Source organism: Streptomyces sp. NPDC028722 (assembly GCF_040637655.1).
Classification (GTDB): domain Bacteria; phylum Actinomycetota; class Actinomycetes; order Streptomycetales; family Streptomycetaceae; genus Streptomyces.
This window is the reverse complement of sequence record NZ_JBEZWU010000030.1, coordinates 50,534-73,644: the sequence shown is the minus strand read 5'-3', so window position 1 is coordinate 73,644 and position 23,111 is coordinate 50,534. Positions and strand designations below refer to the sequence as shown.

Below are 23,111 nucleotides of genomic sequence, written 5' to 3'. Positions count from 1 at the left end.
GCGCGGGGCGGGGCGGCGACGTGGCGGGGTGCTACGGCCAGGCGCCGAACCCGACCCGAACCCCGAACCTCGCGCGTCGAGACCCGCGCGTCGCGGCCGTGGCGGTGGACGGTGGGCGTACGGGCCGTCGGCGCGTGAGGCACGGCCGGCCGGTCCAGCATGCCGGGCAGGCTTCTCCGGCGCGCGGGAAGGGGTCCCCGCCGGTACGGCTGGGCCGAGCCGTTCCCGTCCCGTCCGGCGCGCGGGACGGGACCTCCGGCGCCCTGGACCGGCCGGCCCACGAAGAGGCCGTGCGCCCGACCGGTCAGTACACGGAGCCGCGCACCGGGCCGGTCAGCCCACGAAGCGGCCGTGTGCCCGCAACGTGAGCAGTGCCTCGATCGTCACCAGGGGGCGTGCCTCCAGCGCGGGGGCCGGGGCCCACTGGCGCCAGCGGACCGGCCAGCCGCCGTCCTCCCGCTGCTCGGCCGCCAGGTGGTCCAGCGAGCGCGCCATCTCGTCATCCGTGAACCACGCGCGCGCGAGCGAGTCCGGGCCGCGGGCGAAGTCGTGCGGGAAGTGGTGCTCGCCCGGGGCGTAACCGGGGGCGACCGGGAACGCGTCGAGACGGCCGAAGTCCAGCGCCGCGAGGCGCTGCTCCCGCACCAGGCGGCCCAGCCGGTCGGCGGCGGCCTCCGCGCGCGGGCGGTCGGCAGCGGAGTCCAGGAAGGTCACGGCGGCCTCCACCTCGTAGGGGTGGGACTTCTCCAGGGACTCCACGGCCTGCCAGCAGAAGTCGGTGGCCCGGAACAGCCACGCGTGCCACACCGCGTTGCGGTGCAGCACGCCGACCACCGGTCCGGTGGCCAGCAGCTCGCTGGGCGGGTCGTCGACGACCGGGACGAACGGCGCCGTGGGATACCCGCGCTGGCTGGGGTGGACGGCCGGCAGCGCGCCGTCCGCGGTGGAGACGGAGGTCAGATAGCGGCACACGCGCTCCACCCGCTGTCCGCCGCACCGCCCGATGGCGTCCAGCACGCCCAGGGCGTGCGCGGTGTGCAGGGGCTGGCTGACCGGTCCGCGCAGATCGGGTTCGAGCGCGTGCCCGTAGCCGCCGTCCTCGTTGCGGTAGGCGTCCAGCGCCGTCTCCACCGCGTCCGGGGTGCCGTGCAGGAAGTGGTGGGCGAAGAGGCGCTGCTCCAGCACGCGCGCGGTGAGCCACACGAACTGCTCGGCGCGGAGGAGCGGGGAGCGCGCCGGAGGCGTGGAGGGGAGTGGGGAGACTCCTGTTTCGGACATGGGTCAGACCGTAGGACGGAAAGCGGTCTCGGAAAGCACTCCCGGCCAGGGCCCACACTCAGGGGCGGGATACTGGTGTCATGCGGTTGACGGTCTTCTGGCAGCGGATGGCGGAACACTTCGGTCCGGAGTACGCCGACACCTTCGCGCGTGATCACGTCATGGCGGAGCTGGGCGGACGCACGGTGAACGAGGCACTGGACGCCGGCTGGGAGGCCAAGGACGTGTGGCGCGTGGTCTGCGCCGTCATGAGCGTGCCCGGCGAGAGACGCTGACGGACACCGGCCGGCCGGAATGCGCTGCGCGCGCGGGCCGAGACCGGTGGGGGACCCGGCGGTACGGCACTGATCTGTCACGAAGGCCGCCCACGGGCACCGGCTGTCCCTGGCGTGGGCGAGACTTGGCCCGTGGCATCGACTCACGAGGACTCCCTGGCACCGCCCGCCGACGGCGACGAGCCGTCCGCCCCGTCCGACCGGCACACGGCACCGGCGGCGACGCCGCCCGACCGGGCTCCGGCCCCCGAGGCCGTCACCCCGCCCGGCCGGATGCCGCGCTGGCTGCCGCGCGCCATGGTGCTCGCGCTCGCGCTGATCGCCGCGTTCCAGCTGGGCAGCTGGGCCTTCCACCAGCTGACCGCCCTGTTGATCAACATGTTGATCGCGTTCTTCCTGGCTCTAGCGATCGAGCCGGCGGTGAGCCGGATGGCGGGCCGCGGGATGCGCCGGGGGCTCGCCACCTTCCTGGTCTTCCTCGGGCTGACCGTCATCGCCGCCGGTTTCGTCACCCTGCTCGGGTCGATGCTGGCCGGCCAGATCATCAAGATGATCGAGGGTTTCCCGGACTACCTCGACTCGCTCATCCACTGGATCAACAAGAGCTTCCACACGGAACTCCGGCGGGTGGACGTCCAGGAGGGGCTGCTCCACTCCGACTGGCTGCGCAAGTACGCGCAGAACAGCGCGGCCGGTGTCCTCGACGTGTCCGCGCAGGTCCTCGGCGGCCTCTTCCAGCTGCTGACGATCGGACTGTTCTCGTTCTACTTCGCCGCGGACGGCCCCCGGCTGCGCCGCGCCCTGTGCTCCGTCCTGCCGCCCGCCCGTCAGGCCGAGGTGCTGCGCGCGTGGGAGATCGCCGTCGACAAGACGGGCGGCTATCTCTACTCGCGCGGCCTCATGGCACTCATCTCCGGGGTCGCGCACTACATCCTGCTCGAGTCCCTGGGCGTGCCGTACGCGCCCGTGCTCGGTGTCTGGGTCGGTCTGGTGTCGCAGTTCATCCCCACCATCGGGACGTACCTGGCGGGCGCGCTGCCGATGCTGATCGCGTTCACCGTCAACCCCTGGTACGCGGTGTGGGTGCTGGTCTTCGTCGTGGTCTACCAGCAGTTCGAGAACTACATGCTCCAGCCCAAGCTGACCGCCAAGACGGTGGACATCCACCCGGCGGTCGCCTTCGGTTCGGTCATCGCGGGCACCGCGCTGCTCGGTGCGGTCGGCGCGCTGATCGCCATCCCCGCGGTGGCCACGCTCCAGGCGTTCCTCGGGGCGTACGTGAAGCGGTACGCCGTCACGGACGACCCCCGGGTGCACGGGCACCAGGGCCGGCCGGCCGGTCCGGGAACGCTCACGCGCGTCCGCCGGCTGTGGTCCGGCCGTCCCGGCGGGCAGGAGCGGCCGTAGGGCCGGGGCGATGACCGCGACGGACCGCCGCGGTAGCCCGTCCGGACGACCGCTCGTCCGCTCGTCCGCTCGTTGGCCGTAGGGCCGCATGTCGCCCGTCCGCACGGTGAGCGTCGGCCGGAGCCGTTCGGCCGCCCCGCGGGAACCCTGCCCGCCCGCGGGGTGCGCTTGACATGAAAATCGAACATCCATTCACATGGAGGCTCAGGCGAGGCTTTCGGCAGGGGATTACGTCCCGATTCGAGGGTAGGTGCCCCTCGGTTATCCACAGGCTGGGCCTGCGTCGGGGCGCATTGTCAGTGGCAGGCGTTAGCGTCTTTGACGTGAAGCGATCGACTCAAGCAAACCGGGTGGAACCCATGGCAGGAACCGACCGCGAGAAGGCGCTCGACGCCGCGCTCGCACAGATTGAACGGCAATTCGGCAAGGGCGCGGTCATGCGCATGGGCGATCGGTCGAAGGAGCCCATCGAGGTCATCCCGACCGGGTCGACCGCGCTCGACGTGGCCCTCGGCGTCGGCGGCCTGCCGCGCGGCCGTGTCATCGAGGTCTACGGACCGGAGTCCTCCGGCAAGACGACCCTGACCCTGCACGCGGTGGCGAACGCCCAGAAGGCCGGCGGCCAGGTCGCGTTCGTGGACGCGGAGCACGCCCTCGACCCCGAGTACGCGCAGAAGCTCGGCGTCGACATCGACAACCTGATCCTCTCCCAGCCCGACAACGGCGAGCAGGCCCTGGAGATCGTGGACATGCTCGTCCGCTCCGGTGCCCTCGACCTGATCGTCATCGACTCCGTCGCGGCGCTCGTCCCGCGCGCGGAGATCGAGGGCGAGATGGGCGACAGCCACGTCGGTCTCCAGGCCCGTCTGATGAGCCAGGCCCTGCGGAAGATCACCAGCGCGCTCAACCAGTCCAAGACCACCGCGATCTTCATCAACCAGCTCCGCGAGAAGATCGGTGTGATGTTCGGCTCCCCGGAGACCACGACCGGTGGCCGGGCGCTGAAGTTCTACGCCTCGGTGCGGCTCGACATCCGGCGTATCGAGACGCTGAAGGACGGCACCGACGCGGTGGGCAACCGCACCCGCGTCAAGGTGGTCAAGAACAAGGTGGCGCCGCCCTTCAAGCAGGCCGAGTTCGACATCCTCTACGGTCACGGCATCAGCCGTGAGGGCGGCCTGATCGACATGGGCGTGGAGCACGGCTTCGTCCGCAAGGCCGGCGCCTGGTACACGTACGAGGGCGACCAGCTCGGCCAGGGCAAGGAGAACGCGCGCAACTTCCTGAAGGACAACCCCGACCTGGCCAACGAGATCGAGAAGAAGATCAAGGAGAAGCTGGGCGTGGGCGTCCGGCCGGAGAAGCCCGCCGTGGAGCCGGGCGCGGACGCGGCGGTCACCACCGCGGCGGCGGACGACGCCAAGTCGGTGCCCGCCCCGGCAGCCGCCAAGACCGCCAAGCCCAAGGCCACCGCAGCCAAGAGCTGACCCGTGACACGACGAACCGACTGGGCCGAGTACGAGTACGCCTCCCCCGGCGCCCTACGGGGGAGGGGCACCGGGGGCCGGCCGGGCTACGCCACGGACGGTGACGACGGACACCGGGGCGACGGGCACCGGGGTGCCGGGTCCGGGGACGACGGGTATCCGGACGACGGTTATGGCGAGTCCGGGCGGCGTGGCACGTACGGCGAGTACGGCGGGCGTGACGCCGACGACGGGTCCGACGCGTACGGAGCCACCGATGGACACGGGGGTGACGGCGGCGCCCACCCGGCGGCCGTGGACGGTGAGCCGCGAAGGGCCGGCTCGTCCGGCCGTGGCTCCGGAGCCAACGGCGGCCCGCGGGGTGGCGGCCGCAGACGTGGCCGGAGGCGCGGTTTCGGGGACGCGCCCGGTGAGGACGAAGACGCCCTTCCCTCGTCGAGGGCCGAGCGGGGGGAGTCTTCAGGGGACCCGGCTGAGCGGGCCCGGGCGATCTGCCTGCGCCTGCTCACCGGGACCCCGCGCACCCGCAAGCAGCTCGCGGACGCCTTGCGCAACCGGGAGATCCCCGACGACGTCGCCGACGAGGTGCTCTCCCGGTTCGAGGAGGTCGGGCTCATCGACGACGGCGCCTTCGCGGACGCCTGGGTGGAGTCCCGGCACCACGGCCGGGGACTCGCCCGCCGGGCACTCGCCCGGGAGCTGCGCACCAAGGGGGTCGACTCGACGCTGATCGATGAGGCCGTCGCCCAGCTCGACTCCGAGCGGGAGGAGGCGACCGCCCGCGAACTGGTCGCCCGCAAACTGCACGCCACGCGCGGCCTCGACCGGGACAAACGGCTCCGGCGCCTCGCCGGGATGCTCGCCCGCAAGGGCTACTCCGAGGGCATGGCCCTCCGCATCGTCCGCCAGGCCCTGGAGGAAGAGGGCGAGGACACGGAGTTCCTCGGAGACGGGGACCTCTTCTGACGCGGCCCTCCGGGGCCGGCCGACGGGAACCGGCGCCGGGGTGGGGTTAGGTGTGCTGTCCCGGCAGGTCGGTGACGCGGCTGGCTGGTGACGCGGCCGGCTGGCGTGTGGCCGTCGATGCCGGTGTGGGGTAGCTGGTAGTTGTACCAGTCCAGCCAGTCGGGGCACGCGGCCTGCCGTGGTTCAGGACCGCGCCGGCTCCACCGGCAGCCCCGCCGCGCGCCAGGCCTGGAAGCCGCCGATCAGGTCCGTCGCCCGGTGCAGGCCCAATTGGTGCAGGGACGCGGCCGCGAGGCTGGAGGCGTACCCCTCGTTGCAGACGACGACGACCCGCACATCGTGTCCCGTGGCCTGCGGGACACGGTGACTGCCCTGTGGGTCGAGGCGCCACTCGAGTTCGTTGCGCTCGATGACCAGGGCGCCCGGGATCAGCCCGTCACGCTCCCGCAGGGCCGCGTACCGGATGTCGACCACCAGCGCCTCACCGGCCTGCGCCGCCTCGTACGCCTCACGTGCCTCGACGCGCCGGTAGCCCGCCCGCACGCGGTTCAGGAGGTCGTCGATGCCCGGCGGCGGTCCGCCCGGCACGCGCGCCGCCTGCGACTGCTCGACGGTGCCGCTCACTGCCAGTCCTCCGGGCGTTCGACCTGCTCCAGGCGCAGCACCTGGCCGGTGCGACTGTAACGGCGGATCCTGGGCAGCGGCGGGTAGTAGGCGTGGACGGAGATCGCGTGTCGGTCACCGGATTCGTTCAGTACTTCATGCACATGGTGACGGCCGAACGCGCGTCCCTTGCCGGCGGACAGCCGCCGGGTGCGGTCCACGCCCTCGGTGAGTTCCAGCGTCTTCCAGCCGTCGGTGGGCAGCCGGGCGGCGAGGGAGTGTTCCGTGAGGTCGCCGGAGGCGGTGAGGAACGCGCCGACCGAGTCGGCGTGGTCGTGCCAGCCGGTGCCGGTGCGCGGCGGCCAGCCGATCAGCCAGGCCTCGCTGCCGCCGGGACCCTCCAGCCGCACCCAGGTGCGGCCCTCGGGGTCGAGCGGCAGGGAGGCGATCAGTTCCGCGTCGGCGGCCGTGCGCCGGACGAAGTCGAGGAGTTCGGCCTGGGTGGGTCCCGCGCCGACGGCAGGGGAGGCGGCAGCGGACAGGGAGGGGGCGGGGGAGGGGACAGACACATGCACCGTCCTGGAGCAGGTTCGCGGAAACGGGCGCGCGACGGCGCCCGGAAAGGGAGAAAGACGCGAATTCAGCAGGACGGGCGACACACGCAGCCCGCGTAGCGGACGAGGTCCATATGGACCCTCCGCCACAGGCGCACACAGGTGTCGGTCACGATCCGGAGTACAGCACGCTGCCGCACTCCGGTCAACCGACAGTCACCCTGTGGACGGGGGTGAGGGGCGCGCGGTCAGCGCGCGCCCGAACCGGCCTCCGCCCCTTCCTTCACCGCGCCGCCCAGCGTGGCCTCGGCCGCCGCGTACAGGTCGGCCGGGCGGACCCCGCTCAGGGCCGTGACCAGGTGACCGTCGGGGCGTACGAGCAGCACGCTGTGCGCCGGCGCACCCGGGTAGCTCTCGGCGACCAGCAGCTCGGCGGGGTGCGGCAGCGCGGTAACCGCCGCCGCCAGCCGGGGCATCACCCCGGCGGACATCCAGTGCCTGCGGTCCCAGACACCCGTGCCGGGCGCGATCAGGACGACGAGCAGCGCACCGCGGCCGAGCCGGTCGCGCAACCGGACGAAGGACCCGTCCTCCGCCGTGACCCGCACATCGGTCACCGGCGCGCCGGGCGGGGTGCCGACCGCGATCTCCGCCTCCAGGCGCCCGGGGGCGAGCGGCGAGCCGGCGTACGTCCCGGGTCCGCCCAGCGGGCCGCGCCCCAGATGACCGTCCGCCAGCAGCGCGTCCTGGCTCCGGGCGGCGCCGGGGACGATGTGGCGCAGCCCGCCCCCGCCGCGCAGCACCGGCAGCGCCTGGTCGGCGGCGCGCAGCCGGGCGGCGACCACCGCGCGCCGCTCGGTCTGGTAGCTGTCCAGCAGGGCCTCGTGCGGGCCGTGGTGCCAGGCCGCGGCCAGCTTCCAGGCGAGGTTGTCGGCGTCCCGGAGCCCCTCGTCGAGCCCCTGCGTACCGAGCGCGCCGAGCAGATGCGCCGCGTCCCCCGCGAGGAAGACCCGGCCGGCGCGCCACCGGCGGGCGAGGCGGTGGTGGACGGTGTGGACTCCGGTGTCGAGCAGGTCGTACACCGGTGCGGAACCGTCCGACCAGCCCGCGAGGGTCTCGCGGACGCGGGCCAGCAGGATGTCGGGCGTGACCAGGTCCTTGCCCGGCGGCAGCAGCCAGTCCAGGCGCCACACACCGTCCGGGAGGGGGCGGGCGGTGACCTCCCCGGCCGGGGGCCCGGACTGCCGCCACGGCGGCATCCGGTGTAGCAACGCGTGAGCCTCCCACGGGAGTTCCACCCGCAGCGCGGCGACCGCGTGCCGCTCCACCGCCGTGCGGCCCGGGAAGCGGATGTCCTGGAGCTTGCGCACGGTCGAGCGGGGGCCGTCGCAGCCGGCCAGGTAGCTGCCCCGCCACCAGGTGCCGCCGGTACCGCGGGTACGCGCGGTGACGCCGGAACGCTCCTGCTCGATCGCGTCCAGGCGGCTGTCGACAGCCACCCGTACCAGCGGCTCGTCGGCGAGGGCCGCGCGCAGGGCACCGGTGAGGGTGTGCTGGGCGATGTGCAGCGGAGCCGCGGGACCGGCCTCGTCGAAAGTGATCTCGCTCATCACCTGCTTGCGCCGCAGGGAACGCCATCCGGCCCAGCGCACGCCCTGCTCCCCGAGCGCCACCCCGGTCAGCCGCTCCAGCAGGGCGGCCGTGTCCTCGCGCAGGACGACGGTGCGCGCCGGGCGGGGTTCGTCCTTGCCGGGGCCCTCGTCCAGGACGACGGCGGGCACGTCCTGACGGGCCAGCGACAGGGCGAGCGTCAGTCCGACGGGCCCCGCTCCCACGATGATCACCGGGTCCATGACGCGGCGCCCCCTGCCCGTGACGATGCCCTGACGGAGACGAGTGAACAGGAAGGTGGAACGGGGTGCACGATCACACGAGGTATGCAACCCATTGGCAAGGTTTGCGTCAAGCGACCGGAGGCAGTGGCGATGACGCCACTGCCTCCTGGTGGTGCATTCGGGTCTGACCGGCGGTCAGGCGGATACCCCCGTCGCCGCGGTGCCCGCGACGTCCGCCACGTCCTGGGCACCGAGCACCGCGCCGGTCGACTTCTTGCGCCGCCGCAGCCGGCCCTCGAGCCAGCTCGCGAACGAGGTCAGCGAGAAGTTGATGATCAGGTAGATCACGGCGATCACCGTGAACGACGCGATGGTGTTGGCGCCGTAGTAGCCGCTCGCCGTGTTCGCCGAGGAGAGCAGTTCGGGGAAGGTGAGGACGGCACCGCCGAGCGCGGTGTCCTTCACGATGACCACCAGCTGGCTGACGATCGCCGGGAGCATCGCGGTGACCGCCTGCGGCAACAGGACGAGCCGCATCACCTGGTTCTTGCGCAGACCGATCGCCATGGCCGCCTCGGACTGCCCCTTCGGCAGGGCGAGGATGCCCGCGCGGACGATCTCGGCGAGCACCGCCGCGTTGTACAGCACCAGGCCGGTGACGACCGCGTAGAGCGGACGGCCGTCGGTCGTGACGTTCGTGTACTGGGAGTACAGCGCCAGTCCGAAGATCATGAGGACCAGTACCGGGATGGCGCGGAAGAACTCGACGACGATCGCGGCCGGGACGCGGATCCACCGGTGGTCCGAGAGCCGCGCGATGCCGAGGACCGCGCCCAGCGGCAGGGCGATGACCATCGCCGCGGCCGCGGCCTTCAGCGTGTTCTCCAGGCCGGGCCAGATGTACGTCGTGTAGGCCTCGGAGCCGCTGAGGTACGGCTTCCACAGCACCCAGTCCAGCTGGTGTTTCTCGTCCAGGGCCGAGTACACCCACCAGCCGACGGCGGCGAAGGCGACTATGAAGAGCGCCGTGTAGAGGACGTTGCGCCGCTTGGCGCGCGGCCCCTGGGCGTCGTACAGAACCGAAGTCATCGCTTCACCGCAACCTTCTTGCCCACCCAGCCGAGGATCAGGCCGGTCGGCAGGGTCAGGCAGCAGAAGCCGAAGGCGATGATCGCGGAGATCAGCAGCAGCTGCGCCTCCTTCTCGACCATGTTCTTCATCAGCAGGGCCGCCTCGGCGACGCCGATCGCCGCCGCCACCGTCGTGTTCTTCGTCAAGGCGATCAGGACGTTGGCGAGCGGAAGGACAGCGGCCCGGAAGGCCTGCGGCAGCACGACCAGGAACAGCACCTGGGTGAAGCTCAGGCCGATGGCCCGCGCGGCCTCCGCCTGGCCGACCGGCACGGTGTTGATGCCGGACCGGATCGCCTCGCACACGAAGGCCGACGTGTAGACGGTCAGACCCAGCACCGCCAGCCGGAAGTTGATCGTGTCCGTCTGGTCGGATCCGAGGCTGATGTTCAGCGTCTGGTAGAGGCCGAGCGAGGAGAACAGAATGATCACCGTGAGCGGGATGTTCCGCACGGTGTTCACGTAGGCGGTGCCGAAACCGCGCATCAGCGGCACCGGGCCCACCCGCATGCCGGCCAGCAGAGTGCCCCAGACCAGGGAGCCGACGGCGGAGAGCAGCGTCAGCTGCACGGTCGTCCAGAAGGCGCCCAGTACGTCGTAACCATCAAGAAAGTCGAACACGATCTCCCGCGCTTCCGCGTGTTGGGGTGCCCGGACGCGCCGCCCTCACGGGCGGCGCATCTCCCGGGCGTTGCCTCAGCTCTTGACGTCGCCGATCTTCGGCGCCGGCTCGTTCTTGTAGCCGGCCGGGCCGAAGTTCTTCTTCACGGCCGCGTCCCAGGAACCGTCGGAGACCATCTGCTCCAGCGCCTTGTTGATCTTCGCCTTGAGGTCGCTGCCCTTCTTGACGCCGATGCCGTAGTTCTCGTTGGTCATCTTCAGGCCGCCCAGCTTGAACTTGCCCTTGAACTGGGCCTGGGAGGCGTAACCGGCGAGGATCGAGTCATCGGTGGTCAGGGCGTCGATCGCCTTGTTCTGGAGACCGGTCAGGCACGCCGAGTACGTCGGGTACTGCTGGAGCTGCGCCTTGGGAGCGAGCTTGTCCTTGACGTTCTGCGCGGAGGTCGAACCGGTGACCGAACACAGCTTCTTCTTGTTCAGGTCGGCCGGTGACTTGATGGAGTTGTCGTCCGCGCGGACCAGCACGTCCTGGTGGGCGAGCAGGTAGGGGCCGGCGAAGTCGACCAGCTTCTGACGCTCCGGGGTGATCGAGTAGGAGGCGGCGATGAACTGGACGTCACCACGCTGAAGCATGGTCTCCCGGTCCGCGCTCTTGGACTCCTTCCACTCGATCTGGTTCGCGCCGTAACCGAGCTTCTTGGCGACGTACGTGGCCACGTCCACGTCGAAACCGGCGTAGCCCTGCGGGGTCTTCTGGCCGATGCCCGGCTGGTCGAACTTGATACCGACGGTGATCTTCTTGCCGCCGCCGGAGGAGCCGTTGTCGTCCTTCTTGTCGCCGCCGCACGCGGTGGCGGACACGGAGAGGGCGAGGAGGACGGCCGAGGCGGCGGTGACCTTGCGGAGCTTCATGCTGAACATCCTTTGGTGGTGAGGAACGAGGCCCCTGGGGCGCGGGTGACGCGTCCGGGGCGGTACCGCGGCGACGCCGTCAGTGGTGCAGGATCTTGGACAGGAAGTCCTTGGCCCGGTCGCTGCGCGGGTTGCTGAAGAACTGGTCGGGCGCGGCCTCTTCGACGATCCGGCCGTCGGCCATGAAGACCACGCGGTTCGCGGCCGACCGTGCGAAGCCCATCTCGTGCGTGACGACGATCATCGTCATGCCCTCCCGGGCGAGCTGCTGCATCACCTCGAGGACCTCGTTGATCATCTCGGGGTCGAGGGCGGAGGTCGGCTCGTCGAAGAGCATGACCTTCGGGTCCATCGCCAGCGCCCGCGCGATCGCGACACGCTGCTGCTGGCCGCCGGACAGCTGCGCGGGGTACTTGTCGGCCTGGGTGCCCACGCCGACCCGGTCCAGCAGGGCGCGCGCCTTCTCCTCGGCCTGCTTCTTGTCCGCTTTGCGGACCTTGAGCTGGCCCAGCATCACGTTCTCGAGCACGCTCTTGTGCGCGAAGAGGTTGAAGGACTGGAAGACCATGCCGACGTCCGCCCGCAGCCGGGCCAGCTCGCGGCCCTCGTGCGGCAGGGGCTTGCCGTCGATCGTGATCGCGCCCGAGTCGATCGTCTCCAGGCGGTTGATGGTGCGGCACAGCGTCGACTTCCCGGACCCGGAGGGCCCGATGACCACGACGACCTCGCCGCGGGCGATCGTCAGGTCGATGTCCTGGAGCACGTGCAACGCGCCGAAGTGCTTGTTGACGCCGCTCAGGACGACCAGGTCGTCGGACGTGGCCACGTCTTCCTTGGCCACCGCTACTTTGGTCATCGCTCTCAGGCTCCGTCCTCCTCGGGTTTCCGAGGACAGTAGTGAGCGGCTGTGACCTGCGTCATCACATCTGAGGGGAACTTGAGCATCACGATCCGATAGCAATCGGACACGTGTCGTAGTACGCGCCGCCGCGCACATATCGGCCGGGTAACGGAAACGGCGGGCAACCCGGGCCCTCTTGACGCCGTCCTCTCCATGGGCGTCACTGCCATGGTGCACGCGCGCGCGTGCGGCACAAGACCCCGCGACCACCGACTGTACGACCACTGAAAACGGAGGGGGCCGGAATGAGACTGCTCCTCGTCGAGGACGACAACCACGTCGCCGCGGCCCTGTCCGCCGTCCTCGCGCGGCACGGCTTCGACGTCACCCACGCGCGCAGCGGCGAGGAGGCGTTGCAGGCACTGGTCCCCGAGAGCGACGGCTTCGGCGTCGTCCTGCTCGACCTCGGTCTGCCCGACCAGGACGGCTACGAGGTCTGCGGCAAGATCCGCAAGCGCACCGGCACCCCGGTGATCATGGTCACCGCGCGGTCCGACGTCCGCTCCCGCATCCACGGGCTCAACCTGGGCGCCGACGACTACGTGGTGAAGCCGTACGACACCGGGGAACTGCTCGCCCGCATCCACGCCGTCAGCCGGCGCACCGTCCACGAGGACCCCGCCGCCGGCGGCGAGGACGCCCTCCTCCTCGGCTCCGTCCGGATCGAACTGCCCACCCGTCAGGTCAGCGTGGACGGCTCGGTGGTCCAGCTGACCCGCAAGGAGTTCGACCTGCTCGCGCTGCTCGCCCAGCGGCCCGGGGTCGTCTTCCGGCGCGAACAGATCATCAGCGAGGTCTGGCGCACCAGCTGGGAGGGGACCGGCCGCACGCTGGAGGTGCACGTCGCCTCCCTGCGGGGCAAGCTCCGCATGCCCGCGCTGATCGAGACCGTACGCGGCGTCGGCTACCGGCTCGTCGCCCCGACCGCCTAGCGGGGACGGGTGCGCACACGCCTTCTGCCGCTGCTCATCGTCCTGCTGGCGGCGGTCCTGCTCGCGCTCGGCGTCCCCCTGGCCGTCAGCTGGGCCGCCGCCCAGCAGCAGCGGGTCGTCGTCGACCGGATCGACGACACGGCACGCTTCGCGGCGCTCGCCCAGTTCGTCACCGACGGACCCACCGGTTCCCGCCGCACCACCACGGACGAGCGCCAGGACAGTCTGCGCAGCGAACTGGAGAGCTACTACGGCGTCTACGGCATCCGTGCGGGTGTCTTCTACCGCAACGGCTCGGCCATGGCGAACGCGCCCGGCGACTGGTTCGTACCGCAGGCCGGGGAGGTCCGTACGGCGTTCGACGAGGCGCTGCTCAGCCGGCGCAGCCACGACCCGCGGCAGGTGTGGCCCTGGCAGCGCAGCCGGCTCGTCGTCGCCTCACCGGTGATCCGGGACGGGGACGTCGTCGCGGTCGTGGTCACCGATTCACCCACCGGGCAGATGCGCTCCAGCATCCTGCGCGGCTGGCTGCTCATCGGGGCCGGTGAGAGCGCGGCCATGCTGCTCGCCGTCGGCGCGGCGCTGCGGCTGACCGGCTGGGTGCTCAGGCCGGTACGGGTCCTGGACGCCACCACCCACGACATCGCCACCGGCCGCCTGAAATCCCGGGTCGCGGCCGCCGGGGGGCCGCCGGAACTCAGGCGGCTGGCCCGGTCGTTCAACGAGATGGCGGACAACGTCGAGGCCGTGCTGGAGCAGCAGCGCGCCTTCGTCGCCGACGCCTCGCACCAGCTGCGCAACCCGCTCTCGGCGCTGCTGCTGCGCATCGAACTGCTCGCACTCGAACTCCCCGAGGGCAACGAGGAGATCGCCTCCGTCCGCACCGAGGGCAAACGCCTCGCGCAGGTCCTGGACGACCTGCTCGGCCTGGCGCTGGCCGAACACGCCGAGGCCGACCTCCGGTTGACCGACATCGGCGCGCTGGCCGAGGAACGGGTGGCCGCCTGGTCGCCGGCCGCTCGTGCCCAGGGCGTACGGCTGACCGGGGACTGTCCGCCCACCACCGCCTGGGCCGACCCGATCGCCCTGTCGAGCGCCCTCGACGCGGTGATCGACAACGCCGTGAAGTTCACCCCCGAGGACGGCACGGTGGAAGTGGCCGTCCGGGCCGACGGCGACACCTCCACGGTCGTCGTCACCGACACCGGCCCCGGCCTCACCGACGAGGAACTCGCGCGCGTGGGCGACCGTTTCTGGCGCAGCGGCCGGCACCAGAACGTACGGGGGTCGGGCCTGGGCCTGTCCATCACCCGCGCCCTGCTAGCGGCGGGCGGCGGCTCGATCGGCTACGCCCACCACGAGCCGCGCGGACTGCGTGTGACGGTCACGGTCCCGCGGCACGCGGAACACCGTTAGGCAGCCGCCCTCGGGCCCGCGGTCTAGGGTTTCACCGACCGGTAGTAGCGCCGGGCGCCCTCCTGGAGCGGGAGCGGGTCGGTGTATATGGCGGTGCGCAGGTCCACCAGCTGGGCGGAGTGGACGTGGGCGCCGATGCCGTCCCGGCTCTTGATCACCGTGCGGGTCAGCCACTCGGTGAGCCGGGGGTCCAGGTCCGTCCGGGTGATCAGTACGTTGGACACCGCGATCGTCGGCACCTGCGCGCCCTGCTGCGCGCCCGGATAGGCCGACTCGGGAATGTTGGTGGCCCGGTAGTAGCGCGCCGCCTCGCCCTCGCCGTGCAGCCGGGCGATGAGGGCGTCGTCGATCGGCACGAACCGGAAGGCCGCCTTCTTCGCCAGCGCGACCAGCCCCTTCGTGGGCAGTCCCCCCGACCAGAAGAACGCGTCGATCTTCCCCCGCTGGAGCTGGTCGGGTCCGGTGTCGATGCCGTCCGACACCGGGGTGATGTCCTTCACCGGGTCGATCCCGGCGGCGCGCAGTACCCGGTCGGCGATCAGCCGCACCCCCGAGTCGGGCAGCCCGGTCGCCACTCGCCGGTGCCGCAGGTCCGCGACGCTTCGGATGCCGGAACCGCGGGGCACGACGAGATGCACGTAGTCGTCGTAGAGCCGGGCCACCCCGCGCAGCCGCCCGGCGCCCTCGCCGTGCCGCAGTCCGTATGTCGCCACCGCGTCGGCCGCCGCGATGGTGAAGTCCGCCCGCCCGGTCGCCACCCGCTGGACGTTCTCCTGCGAACCGGCGCTGTTCAGCAGCTTCACCTTCAGGCCGGGCATGTCCCTGGCCAGCTCGGCGCGCAGCCGCTCGCCGTACTCCTGGTAGACCCCGCGGGGGGTACCGGTGCTGAACACGATCGTCCCGCTCGGCGGCTTCTCGCCCAGGGGCAGCAGCCACCACAGCAGCAGCCCGAGGGCCACGACACCGGCGGCCACGCCCTGGAGCGCCCGGCGCCTGCTGATACGGGGGAACGTCTTGGACATGCGGGCGATCCTGCCAGCCGATGCGCGGCACTGACCAGGGCCGTGGCCGTTCCGGGGGCGGCCGCGGCCGACGGGCCCTGTCAGTGGCGGCCGTTAGAGTCGCCGTATGAGCACTTCGCCCGCCGGTCTCGTCCGTGAGTTCCACCGTGCCTTCGGCCTCGACGCCCGCAGCACGCCGACGGAGGTGGACCCCGCGCTGGCGGCCCACCGCGGGGAACTGCTCGCCGAGGAAGCGGCGGAGGTCGCCGAGGTGGCGGTCGGGGGCCCGCTCGACCGGCTCGCGCAGGAGCTGGCCGACGTGGTGTACGTGGCGTACGGCACGGCACTGGTGCACGGCATCGACCTCGACGAGGTGATCGGCGAGATCCACCGCGCGAACATGAGCAAACTCGGCCCGGACGGCCAGGTGGCCCGCCGGGCCGACGGCAAGGTCCTCAAGGGCGAGCACTACCGGGCGCCGGACGTGTCGGCCGTACTGCGCCGCCAGGGCTGGACACCGGGCGGCGCGGCCTGACTTCGGCGGCGAGCGCCGGTCGGCGGCGGCCGGTGAGTCCTGGGCAGGCCCCGCGTGACCTGCCCCGCGAGGGGCCGGCGGACCGGTGCCCGTCAGCCTCCCCGGGCCTGTGCCGGAGGTCCCGCGGCGCACGGCGGCCGGCGATCGTCCGGGCGGCGCCCATCGGACCGGCCCGGGCGCCCGGCACGGTCGACAGCGGGGCGAACACTGGGCGACCACGTCCGGGCCGGCCGTTCCCCGGACCGGGGAGCACTGTGTCCCTGAGATCAGTGGGGGAACGGCGGGGCGGGGCGGGGTGCGGCCGCCCCGCGCGGCCCCGTGCCAGCGCCTCGCGCGGCCCCGCTCCACCTTGTGCCAGCGCCCCGAGCCAGCGCCCCGCGTCACCCCATGCCGCCCGTGAGAGGTTGGTGGCATGACGAAGCACGTCGCGCTCCTGCGCGGGATCAACGTCGGCGGCCGTACGCAGATCGCCATGGCGGACCTGCGCGGCCTGTTCATCGCCCTGGGATGCGAGACCGTCCAGACGTATCTGCGCAGCGGCAACGTGGTGTTCGGCGCCCCGGCCGGACAGACCGACGCCGAGCTGGCCGCACTCATCGGGGAGCGGATCGCCGACGACCTCGGGGTGTCGGTCACGGTCCTGCTGCGCACCGCCGAATCCCTGGCCCGCACCGTGGCCCGCAACCCCTATCTCGGCCAGGAGGACGACCCGGCCAAGCTGCACGTCACCTTCCTCGCGCGGGAGCCGACCGCAGAACAGGCCGCCCGGCTGGAGGTGCCGGCCGGCGAGACCGCTGTGTTCACGCTGGCCGGCGACGAGATCCACCTGCACGTCCCCGACGGGTACGGCAGGACCAGGCTGGACAACGCCTTCATCGAGCGCCGCCTCGGCATCCCGGCCACCACCCGCAACTGGAGGACGGTCACCGCCCTGCACGACCTGGCGGCGCGGGACTGAGCCACAGCCGCTGAGCCACGGCCGGGGGCCGGGCCGCCGCCCGGCCGCACAGCGTCGTCCGGGCCGGCATGACCGGCCCGGACCACGGCGGACGACCTCGTAGCCGTCGGCGGGTGAGGTCGTCGCCGGGTGGCGTGCGTCAGGTGGTGCCCGGTGCCGTGACGCAGCCGATCGAACCGGCGGGCCAGTCGTTGCCGGTCGAGGTGGCGGTGAAGCCGAAGGTGACGCTGCCGCCGGCGGGGACGACCCCGTTGTGGTCGGCGTTGCGGACCGTGACCGTGCCGTCGGCGCCGGTCGACCGAGTGCCGTTCCACAGATTGCTGATGCTGGTGCCCGCGCCGGGTTTCCAGGCCACGGCCCAGCCGTCGAGCGGGGCCGTGCCGTGGTTCATGACCTCGACGGAGGCCTGGAAGCCACCGCTCCAGGAGTTGACCACGGAGTACGTGGCCATGCAGGAACCGGTGTGCGGATCCGTGGGGGTCGGGGTCGGGGTGGGGGTGGGGGTGCCGCCGGGGGTGCGGATGCCCGTGACCTCGCCGTGGCCGCCGTCGAAGACCACGTCGGAGCAGGAGAAGAAGTTCTCCTGACTGTCCGAGCGGACCCACTGGATGAAGACCAGGGCGTTCCCGGTGCGGCCGGAGGGCAGCTTCAGGTCCCAGGAGTAGTGGCCGCCCTCGGTGCCGGGCGACCCCTGCTGCGGCGGGTTGGTGACCGTCTGGATCAGATCCAGGTCGGCCCAGCGCAGGGCGGAAGTCGGTGACCAGCCCTGCTTGGTGAGGTAGACGCGGAAGTCACCGGGGTGCGCCGCCCAGTTGCTGTACTGCGCCTGGATGGTCGCCCCGCTGGTCAGATGGGTCCGCGGCCAGTCCGAGCGGGCCGCGTTGTAGGCGGAGAAGTCGTACGGGGACCGGTCGCCCGCGCTGCACAGGGTGCCGTCCGGGACGTAACCGGAGCCTCGACCTCCGGCGTTGGAGTCGAGCACGGCGAACCAGTTGTACAGCGCCGTCGCCCCGCTCTTCGCCAGCGCGTCCCGGCAGGCCGGATTGGTGGGATCCAGTCCGCCGGTGGTGGTGTGCGCGTCCAGGTAGCACAGGTAGGTGCGGGAGCCGGGCAGCATCGCCACCCCGTGCGCCTGTGCGCTGCCCTGCCCCAGGAGGGTCAGGGCGAGTGCCGCCAGCAGCGTCGACAAGGCCGCTGCCACCGACAGGAGTCTGCTGCGTCGGACCATGTGGTGCTCCTTCCGTTCGGATCGGGCGGGTGGTGCGCCCCGGGCGGGTGCGGGTGCGGGTGCGGGTGCCGGGGTGAGCGGGAGTCGCGGGAGCGTCGGTGCCGTGAGCCGGGGCGTGTTCAGCTGCCGGCGCAGTGCGGCACCGGTGTGCCCGCGGAGCCGTTCGCGGTGAAGCCGAAGGTGGTGGTGGCGCCGGGGAGCGGGGAGCCGTCGAAGGCGGTGTTTCGGACGGTGGCCCGGCCCTGCGCCGTCGTGAGCGAGCCGTTCCACAGGCTGGTGACGGTGGAGCCGGCCAGGTCCCAGTCGACCGACCAGCCCGTCAGCGGCGCGGAGCCCGTGTTCTCGACCGTGCTCTCCGCCCGGTATCCGCCCTGCCACGCCGAGGCGGTGCGGAACCGCGCGGTGCACGCGCCCGGCTTCGGCGTCGGGGCCGGCGTCGGGGTCGGTGTGGGGGTCGGCGTCGGCGTCGGGAGGCTCATGCGGGTGGGCCTTTCCGGAAGGGCCGGCGAGGGGCCGCGCGAAGTGGAACTGGGACCCGGCCGATCGGCGTGTGGGAGACGAGCGGGTCCCGGGGCAGGTGGGCGTGTCACGTGGCCCGCGCGGGCGGTCGTGTCACGCGGCTCGCGCGGGCGGTCGTGTCACGCGGTGGTGCGGGCGGCTGTGTCACGTGGTGGTGCAGGCGGCACCGTTCAGGCTGAAGCCGGCCGGCTTGGCGAAGGCGCCGCCGTAGGTGCCCTGGAAGCCGAAGGACGCCTTGCCGCCTGCCGGGATCTGCGCGTTGTAGGCGAGGTTGCTCGCCGTGACCGCTCCCGAGGACGGCGTGACACCGGCGCCCCAGGCGCTGGTGATCCGCTGCCTGGAGGGCAGGGTGAAGGCCAGCTTCCAGCCGTTGACGGGGGCGGAGCCGGTGTTGGTGACGGTGACGTCGGAGGTGAAACCGCCCTGCCAGGCGTTCGTCGTGTACGCCACCGTGCAGGCCGCGGAGCCGCCGGGGCCACCCGGGGCGCCGCCGCCGGTGTTGACCGTGGAGGAGAACGAGGTGACGGCGAGGCCGGTGCCGTTCTGCCAGGGCTCGAAGCCCGCCTGCACACTCGTCAGGTACCAGCTGTTCTGCGCCAGACCGCGGGCGACGGCCTCGTGGGCGAAGTCCAGGACGTCGAAGTTCCAGCTGGTGATCGCCGACGGGGCGACGAAGGACAGCACGTCGTTGGAGCCGTTGTTGCCGGACCAGACCTGCCACGAGCGCCCGGCGACGGTGGCGGTGCCGACCGGCGAGCCGACGGGCTGGACGGACCCCACCTTGTTGAACCAGATCATGATCTCGGTCTGGTTGACGCCGTCGGTGCGGGGCGTGGAGTCGAGCCAGATGTCGTACGCGGCGTCGTAGACCGCGTTGCTCACATAGCTGTAGGAAATGCCGGTCGGCGCACTGGAGATGGAGCTGAGCCGCGCCGGGAGGCTGGTTCCGGGCGAGCAGTTGGTGTAGTGGCAGCCGTTGAAGACGGACGGGTACGACTTCGGGGCGCCGTTCGTCGGGACCGAGCCGTCGGCCTGGGTGATCCGGAATCCCGAGTCGGTGGCCGTGATGCACTGGGCCTCGCTGGTGCCCCAGCGGTTGTTCTGGACGACGTAGCGGCCCTGGATCGTGGTCGACCCGAACGCCTCGCAGATCGCGGTGTCGGCGTGTGCCGCCGGGGCGGTGGTGAGCAGTGCCGCGAGGGCGGCGAGGGCGGCGAGGGCGGTGAGCAGCGCGCCCAACAGGCCGCGCGTGCCACGGGCAGGGTGCGTGGACGGTCGCATGCGGGTCCTCTCCGGGACGGTCGGTGCGATGCGGGATCGCTCTCACGCGTACAGTGATGGGAGCGCTCCCATTCCTCCGTTCGGCAGGGACTGTAGGGAGAGTTCATGACCCTGACAAGACTGTGCGCGGGGGGAGTGTCGAAGCGGTTTCGAAAGGCCAGGTGGCAGCCGGGCCCTATCGGCATGCGGAATCCTGGGAGCGCTCCCGAACGAACGGCCGGGGTATCGCTCCGCGCGGGACGCCGGGCCTCAGGCCGAGTCGCGCAGCACCAGTTCCGTACGGAGGACGACGTGCCGCCAGGCCACGGACGACTCCTCCGTCTCCGCCATCTCCTCCAGCAGGAGCCGGACCATGGCCCGCCCGATCTCCGCCACCGGCTGCCGCACCGTGGTCAGCCGCGGCTCGGTCCGCTCCGCCAGCGGGAAGTCGTCGAAGCCGATGACGGCGACGTCCTGCGGCACCCGCCGCCCCGCCGCGCGCAGCGCCTGAAGGGCGCCCGCGGCCGTGGTGTCCGACGCGGCAAGGACACCGTCGATCTCCGGGTGCCGCTCGATCAGCCGGGCCATGGCGCGACGGCCGCTCTCCTCGGTGAAGTCGCCCTCGGCGATCAAGGACCGCTCGGTGGCCAGGCCGGCCTGCGCCAGGGCCTCGCGGTAGCCGCGCAGCCGGCACTGGGCGACGTACATGTCGGGCGGCCCCGTGATCGTGGCGATCGTCCGCCGGCCCGAATCCAGCAGGTGGGAGACCGCGCTGCGGGCCCCGCCGACGTTGTCCGCGTCGACGTGGCTGACGTGCTCGTCGCCCGAGCGGCGGCCCAGCAGGACCGTCGGCAGCCGGGCCTCGGCGAGCATGTCGGGCAGCGGATCGCCGGCGTGCACGGACATCAGCAGCACCCCGTCGACCCGGCCGCCACGGGCGTACTCCAGGAAGCGCTGTCGCTCGGCGTCCGAGCGCACCAGGGTCAGCAGCAGCTGCATCCCGGTGTCGGCCAGGGCGTCACCGAGCGAGCGGACGATCTCGGAGAAGAACGGCTCGGCGAACAGCCGCCAGTCCGGCTCCGTCATGACGAGGGCGACGGCGTCCGCCCCGCGCCCGGCCAGGGACCGGGCCGCGAGATTGGGCACGTACCCCAGTTCAGCGATGGCCCGCTGCACGGCCGTGCGCGTCGAGTCCTTCACCCCCGCCGCGTTGTTGACGACGCGGGAGACCGTGCCCCGGCCCACTCCGGCACGGGCGGCCACCTCCTCCAGCGTCGGCGTGCCCGGGCGTCGCCTGCCCATGACCACCTCCCCCCGAGATCACCGATCTTACGGGCCCCGCGACAGCCGGCCCACAGCATGTTCGGCCTCTCCGGCCGCGCCGCCCTCCACCGGCCGCGACGCCCTCACCGGCCCCGCATCCCTCACCGGCTCCGCGGCCCCGCCGGGCCCCTGATCACCGGTACCGCCGCGTCGCACGGCCCCGGTCACCGGCACCGCCGGGCCATCGGGCCCCGGACCACCGCGGCTCGGCGCCCTCGGCGACCACCTACCCTTGAGGCATGACCAGCAGCAGCGACCGGAGCCCCGCAGTGGACGTTCACGCACCCAAGAGCTACGAGATCCGCACCTATGGGTGCCAGATGAACGTCCACGACTCGGAGCGGTTGTCCGGACTGCTCGAAGAGGCCGGGTACGTACGGGCGCCCGAAGGGTCGGACGGGGACGCGGACGTCGTCGTCTTCAACACCTGCGCGGTCCGCGAGAACGCCGACAACCGGCTCTACGGCAACCTCGGCCGGCTCGCCCCGAGGAAGGTCTCCCGCCCCGGTATGCAGATCGCGGTCGGCGGCTGCCTCGCGCAGAAGGACCGCGACACCATCGTGAAGAAGGCGCCCTGGGTGGACGTCGTCTTCGGCACGCACAACATCGGCAAGCTGCCCGTCCTGCTGGAGCGCGCCCGCGTCCAGGAAGAGGCGCAGGTCGAGATCGCCGAGTCGCTGGAGGCGTTCCCGTCCACGCTGCCCACCCGCCGCGAGAGCGCGTACGCGGCCTGGGTGTCGATCTCCGTCGGCTGCAACAACACCTGCACCTTCTGCATCGTGCCGGCGCTGCGCGGCAAGGAGAAGGACCGGCGGCCCGGCGACATCCTCGCCGAGGTCGAGGCGCTGGTCGCCGAGGGTGTCTCCGAGATCACGCTGCTCGGCCAGAACGTCAACGCCTACGGCTCCGACATCGGCGACCGCGAGGCCTTCAGCAAGCTGCTGCGCGCCTGCGGCAACATCGAGGGACTGGAGCGCGTCCGCTTCACCTCCCCGCACCCCCGCGACTTCACCGACGACGTGATCGCCGCGATGGCCGAGACGCCGAACGTGATGCCGCAGCTGCACATGCCGTTGCAGTCCGGCTCGGACACGGTGCTGAAGGCGATGCGCCGCTCGTACCGCCAGGACCGCTACCTGGGCATCATCGAGAAGGTACGGGCCGCGATCCCGCACGCCGCGATCACCACCGACATCATCGTGGGCTTCCCCGGGGAGACCGAGGAGGACTTCGAGGACACGCTGCACGTCGTCCGCGAGGCCCGGTTCGCGCAGGCCTTCACCTTCCAGTACTCCAAGCGGCCCGGCACCCCCGCCGCGACCATGGAGAACCAGATCCCCAAGGAGGTCGTCCAGGCGCGCTACGAGCGGCTGGTCGCGCTCCAGGAGGAGATCTCCTGGGAGGAGAACAAGAAGCAGATCGGCCGCACGCTGGACCTGATGGTCGCCGAGGGCGAGGGCCGCAAGGACGGTGCCACGCACCGCCTCTCCGGCCGTGCCCCCGACAACCGCCTCGTCCACTTCACCAAGCCGGAGCAGGAGGTGCGCCCCGGCGACGTCGTCACCGTCGAGATCACGTACGCCGCCCCGCACCACCTCCTCGCCGAGGGTTCCGCCCTCGCCGTCCGCCGCACCCGCGCGGGCGACGCCTGGGCGAAGCGCAACGCCGCGGAGCCCGCCAAGCCGGCGGGCGTCATGCTCGGCCTCCCGAAGATCGGCATCCCGGCCCCCTTGCCGGCCGCGACGACGGGCTGCGGCTGCGACTGACCGGAGCGGTACCTGAAGGGGACGGCCACGGGTCGTCCCCTTCTTCGCGGGGGCATGAGACCGTCTGGTGGTGCCGGGGATGAAGGATGGGTGGGAGGCGGCCTCGGCCGAGGCGTCGTCTCCTTCGTGGACGCGACGTGTCCGTGCCGGGCGCGGCCTCGTTTTTTTTGCCGATGTTCCCGAGGTCGCGGAAGCGCCGGCGGG

23 protein-coding genes are annotated in these 23,111 nt (G+C 72.0%); 9 read left to right on the top strand and 14 right to left on the bottom strand.

All coding sequences use genetic code 11. The features are described from left to right. Positions 1-333: 333 nt before the first annotated feature. Positions 334-1,278 carry a hypothetical protein gene (locus tag AB0F03_RS32310; protein ID WP_361998528.1) on the bottom strand — a complete coding sequence of 315 codons (945 nt, stop codon included), beginning with the start codon at positions 1,276-1,278 and terminating at the stop codon, positions 334-336. 80 nt (positions 1,279-1,358) lie between these two features. Between AB0F03_RS32310 and AB0F03_RS32305 the strand changes: the two genes are divergently transcribed. The 4 genes from AB0F03_RS32305 (at position 1,359) to recX (ending at position 5,413) form a co-directional block, all read left to right on the top strand. After that, entirely contained in the window at positions 1,359-1,553 is a 195-nt protein-coding gene (locus AB0F03_RS32305; protein WP_356945834.1) for a DUF3046 domain-containing protein, read from the top strand. Between the two features lie 273 nt (positions 1,554-1,826). Next, complete coding sequence (locus tag AB0F03_RS32300) at positions 1,827-2,960, top strand: AI-2E family transporter (protein WP_361998572.1); 1,134 nt, start codon at positions 1,827-1,829, stop codon at positions 2,958-2,960. 359 nt (positions 2,961-3,319) lie between these two features. Next, positions 3,320-4,447, top strand: a complete 1,128-nt coding sequence (recA, locus tag AB0F03_RS32295) for a recombinase RecA (RefSeq protein WP_361998525.1) — start codon at positions 3,320-3,322, stop codon at positions 4,445-4,447. 3 nt (positions 4,448-4,450) lie between these two features. Beyond that, complete coding sequence (gene recX / locus AB0F03_RS32290) at positions 4,451-5,413, top strand: recombination regulator RecX (protein ID WP_361998522.1); 963 nt, start codon at positions 4,451-4,453, stop codon at positions 5,411-5,413. A 183-nt stretch (positions 5,414-5,596) separates the two neighbouring features. Here the strand turns inward: recX and AB0F03_RS32285 are convergent, their stop codons facing one another. From AB0F03_RS32285 to AB0F03_RS32250, 8 genes are all read right to left on the bottom strand, one after another. Beyond that, a complete protein-coding gene (locus AB0F03_RS32285; protein ID WP_361998520.1) occupies positions 5,597-6,037 on the bottom strand; it encodes a rhodanese-like domain-containing protein in 441 nt (146 codons plus the stop codon). Further along, on the bottom strand, positions 6,034-6,585 hold the full coding sequence (locus tag AB0F03_RS32280) for a cysteine dioxygenase (protein ID WP_361998518.1): 552 nt from the start codon (positions 6,583-6,585) through the stop codon (positions 6,034-6,036). The genes AB0F03_RS32285 and AB0F03_RS32280 overlap by 4 nt, the downstream gene beginning before the upstream one ends. A gap of 71 nt (positions 6,586-6,656) precedes the next feature. Beyond that, positions 6,657-6,728, bottom strand: a complete 72-nt coding sequence (locus AB0F03_RS32275) for a putative leader peptide (protein WP_309544753.1) — start codon at positions 6,726-6,728, stop codon at positions 6,657-6,659. 90 nt (positions 6,729-6,818) lie between these two features. Further along, positions 6,819-8,423: an FAD-dependent monooxygenase gene (locus tag AB0F03_RS32270; protein ID WP_361998515.1), complete on the bottom strand. Its 1,605-nt coding sequence runs from the start codon at positions 8,421-8,423 to the stop codon at positions 6,819-6,821. A 177-nt stretch (positions 8,424-8,600) separates the two neighbouring features. Further along, on the bottom strand, positions 8,601-9,494 hold the full coding sequence (locus tag AB0F03_RS32265) for an amino acid ABC transporter permease (protein WP_361998513.1): 894 nt from the start codon (positions 9,492-9,494) through the stop codon (positions 8,601-8,603). Continuing rightward, positions 9,491-10,156 carry an amino acid ABC transporter permease gene (locus AB0F03_RS32260; protein ID WP_361998511.1) on the bottom strand — a complete coding sequence of 222 codons (666 nt, stop codon included), beginning with the start codon at positions 10,154-10,156 and terminating at the stop codon, positions 9,491-9,493. Before AB0F03_RS32260 ends, AB0F03_RS32265 begins: the two co-directional genes overlap by 4 nt. Positions 10,157-10,231: 75 nt before the next feature. Next, positions 10,232-11,068, bottom strand: coding sequence for a glutamate ABC transporter substrate-binding protein (locus AB0F03_RS32255; protein ID WP_361998508.1), 837 nt, complete (start codon positions 11,066-11,068; stop codon positions 10,232-10,234). Between the two features lie 79 nt (positions 11,069-11,147). Next, on the bottom strand, positions 11,148-11,924 hold the full coding sequence (locus AB0F03_RS32250) for an amino acid ABC transporter ATP-binding protein (RefSeq protein ID WP_361998505.1): 777 nt from the start codon (positions 11,922-11,924) through the stop codon (positions 11,148-11,150). A gap of 290 nt (positions 11,925-12,214) precedes the next feature. Here AB0F03_RS32250 and AB0F03_RS32245 point away from each other — a divergent pair, with 290 nt between their 5' ends. Together AB0F03_RS32245 and AB0F03_RS32240 are read left to right on the top strand one after the other, a co-directional pair. After that, positions 12,215-12,901 carry a response regulator transcription factor gene (locus tag AB0F03_RS32245; RefSeq protein WP_361998502.1) on the top strand — a complete coding sequence of 229 codons (687 nt, stop codon included), beginning with the start codon at positions 12,215-12,217 and terminating at the stop codon, positions 12,899-12,901. Between the two features lie 9 nt (positions 12,902-12,910). Then, positions 12,911-14,317, top strand: a complete 1,407-nt coding sequence (locus AB0F03_RS32240) for a HAMP domain-containing sensor histidine kinase (RefSeq protein ID WP_361998499.1) — start codon at positions 12,911-12,913, stop codon at positions 14,315-14,317. A 23-nt stretch (positions 14,318-14,340) separates the two neighbouring features. On the opposite strand, the gene AB0F03_RS32235 is transcribed toward AB0F03_RS32240, so the two are convergent. After that, complete coding sequence (locus AB0F03_RS32235; protein WP_361998496.1) at positions 14,341-15,339, bottom strand: TAXI family TRAP transporter solute-binding subunit; 999 nt, start codon at positions 15,337-15,339, stop codon at positions 14,341-14,343. Positions 15,340-15,445: 106 nt separating this feature from the next. Here AB0F03_RS32235 and AB0F03_RS32230 point away from each other — a divergent pair, with 106 nt between their 5' ends. Both AB0F03_RS32230 and AB0F03_RS32225 read left to right on the top strand, forming a co-directional pair. After that, positions 15,446-15,853 (top strand): MazG nucleotide pyrophosphohydrolase domain-containing protein, encoded by a 408-nt coding sequence (locus tag AB0F03_RS32230; RefSeq protein WP_361998494.1) that lies wholly within the window; start codon positions 15,446-15,448, stop codon positions 15,851-15,853. A 412-nt stretch (positions 15,854-16,265) separates the two neighbouring features. Then, positions 16,266-16,811, top strand: a complete 546-nt coding sequence (locus tag AB0F03_RS32225) for a DUF1697 domain-containing protein (protein WP_361998491.1) — start codon at positions 16,266-16,268, stop codon at positions 16,809-16,811. 139 nt (positions 16,812-16,950) lie between these two features. On the opposite strand, the gene AB0F03_RS32220 is transcribed toward AB0F03_RS32225, so the two are convergent. From AB0F03_RS32220 to AB0F03_RS32205, 4 genes are all read right to left on the bottom strand, one after another. Further along, entirely contained in the window at positions 16,951-18,039 is a 1,089-nt protein-coding gene (locus AB0F03_RS32220; protein WP_361998488.1) for a lytic polysaccharide monooxygenase, read from the bottom strand. 119 nt (positions 18,040-18,158) lie between these two features. Next, positions 18,159-18,518, bottom strand: a complete 360-nt coding sequence (locus AB0F03_RS32215; RefSeq protein WP_361998486.1) for a cellulose binding domain-containing protein — start codon at positions 18,516-18,518, stop codon at positions 18,159-18,161. Between the two features lie 184 nt (positions 18,519-18,702). Next, positions 18,703-19,839, bottom strand: a complete 1,137-nt coding sequence (locus AB0F03_RS32210) for a cellulose binding domain-containing protein (protein ID WP_361998483.1) — start codon at positions 19,837-19,839, stop codon at positions 18,703-18,705. 249 nt (positions 19,840-20,088) lie between these two features. After that, positions 20,089-21,120, bottom strand: a complete 1,032-nt coding sequence (locus AB0F03_RS32205; RefSeq protein WP_361998480.1) for a LacI family DNA-binding transcriptional regulator — start codon at positions 21,118-21,120, stop codon at positions 20,089-20,091. Between the two features lie 260 nt (positions 21,121-21,380). On the opposite strand from AB0F03_RS32205, the gene miaB reads away from it, so the two are divergent. Then, positions 21,381-22,907, top strand: a complete 1,527-nt coding sequence (miaB, locus tag AB0F03_RS32200) for a tRNA (N6-isopentenyl adenosine(37)-C2)-methylthiotransferase MiaB (protein WP_361998477.1) — start codon at positions 21,381-21,383, stop codon at positions 22,905-22,907. Positions 22,908-23,111: the final 204 nt, after the last annotated feature.